Genomic DNA, 1,928 nt, shown 5'->3' with positions numbered 1-1,928 from the left:
GGTTATGTAGATACTAAATTTGCGAGTGTAACAGGTGGCACAGTCGCCACTGACAACTACGCTAGTTCTACAACCGAAACGGCTTTAGGTTCAGCGAGAGGTACAGCACATACAACTACACTCACATCAGGAAAAATTACCGCAGTCGGTGGCATCACAGTTACTACAACGGGCGCAGGCACAAGTCTGGATGATATTGACTCCTTTACAGCCAATGGTGTTACGACAACCAAAGCAGCCGACCCAGCTAAAGTAGCAGCCTTTATCAATGCAGCCAAGAAAGGCGGAAATATTGCGGTTGGTATAAATAGTAGTGCAGTAGGTACAGCAAATATTGCATCGGGTTTTTCTAGCAGTGCGGTGGGTTTTAATAATAACGCATCGGGTTATTATAGCAGTGCGGTGGGTTATATGAATACCGCATCGGGTAGTAATAGCAGTGCGGTGGGTTATGTGAATATTGCATCGGGTTGGTATAGCAGTGCGGTGGGTTATAGGAATGAAGCATCAGGTATGGGTAGTAATGCCGTAGGTGGTAACAACCTAGCGAAAAGCCAAGCTAGCAATGCTTTTGGTATTACAAATACCGTAGATCATGGTGCATCAAACACAAATCCCTTTATTAGTGATAATAGTAGTAGAACGACAGCCAATGCCTTTGGTAGTGTCAATAATGTAACTGGTGCAGGAGCAACCGCAGTCGGTTTAAAAAATACTGCATCAGGTGTGGTCAGTAGTGCATTTGGTACAGGTGCAACTGCCAATAGAACTGGATCAATTGCCTTTGGTGGTTGGTATGACCAAAATGCTGATAATGAAATTGATGATGCAAGTTTAACCGCATCGGAAACCGCAGCAGCGACAGGGGTAAGCTCAGTTGCTATTGGTGCAGGTGTGACCGCAACGGCTGACCGTAGTAGCGTATTTGGTGTGGGTAGCCAAGCCACAGCATTAAATGCTACCGCCATTGGTTTTGACTCTTTGGCTGATGAAGCCAATACAATTTCAGTCGGTCGTGCAGGTGCAACAAAACGGATTACCAATGTGGCAACGGGTACCGCCGATACCGATGCGATCAATAAAAAACAACTGACCGATGCGCTGGCTGCCATACCCAATGCCACCCCTAGCGATAACTATGCACGTGCTTCTAGCTCAACTGCATTGGGTTCAGCCAAAGGTTCTCCACATACCATTATTACCACAATCTCAGGGAAAATTACTGCCGTGGGGGGCATTGCGGTGACTACCACTGGCGCAGGGACTACTCTGGATGATATTGACTCTTTTACCGTCAATAGTCTGACCACCACCAAAGCCGCCGATCCGGTTAAATTTGCAACCTTTATTAATGCCATCAAAAAAGGTGGCAACCTGGCGATGGATGGTCAAGCCAGTGCCCTGGGTACCGGCAATATTGCCTCAGGGTTATATAGTAATGCGGTCGGTAATAGCAATACTGCATCGAGTGGTTATAGTACTGCGGTAGGCTATAGCAATACGGCATCGGGTAGCTATAGTAGTGCAGTCGGTAATAGCAATACGGCATCGGGTAGCTATAATAGTGCTGTTGGTTATAGTAACACTGCAAGCGGAAATACTACTAATGCTTTTGGGGCGTATAATAATATAACCAGCGCAGCTTTAAGTACTGCCGTTGGTATTGGCAACATAATTAATTCTTCAGCCTGGGGCACCAATGCGTTAGGTTATAGCAATAACGTAAGTAATCTGTTTGGTTCAGCCATCGGCACAAAAAATACCGTTACAATGATTGGATCCAATGCCATAGGTCTAAATAATGTGGTATCAGGCAGATATGCCAACGCCGTGGGTACCGGTAATACCGTGATTGGGCAAAATGGTGCTGCGGTCGGCTCCGGTTTGGCCGACTATGCAGGTACTTTAGGTTCACAGGCTCTTTTAAC

The 1,928-nt window shown here is 46.3% G+C and carries 1 pseudogene; it reads left to right on the top strand.

The features are described 5' to 3' along the window. Positions 1–1,928: pseudogene (locus tag F972_RS03250) on the top strand (hypothetical protein); the annotation flags it as partial.

The organism is Acinetobacter sp. CIP 102529, from assembly GCF_000368325.1.
Lineage (GTDB): Bacteria > Pseudomonadota > Gammaproteobacteria > Pseudomonadales > Moraxellaceae > Acinetobacter > Acinetobacter parvus.
This window is presented reverse-complemented; position numbering and strand designations above follow the sequence as displayed.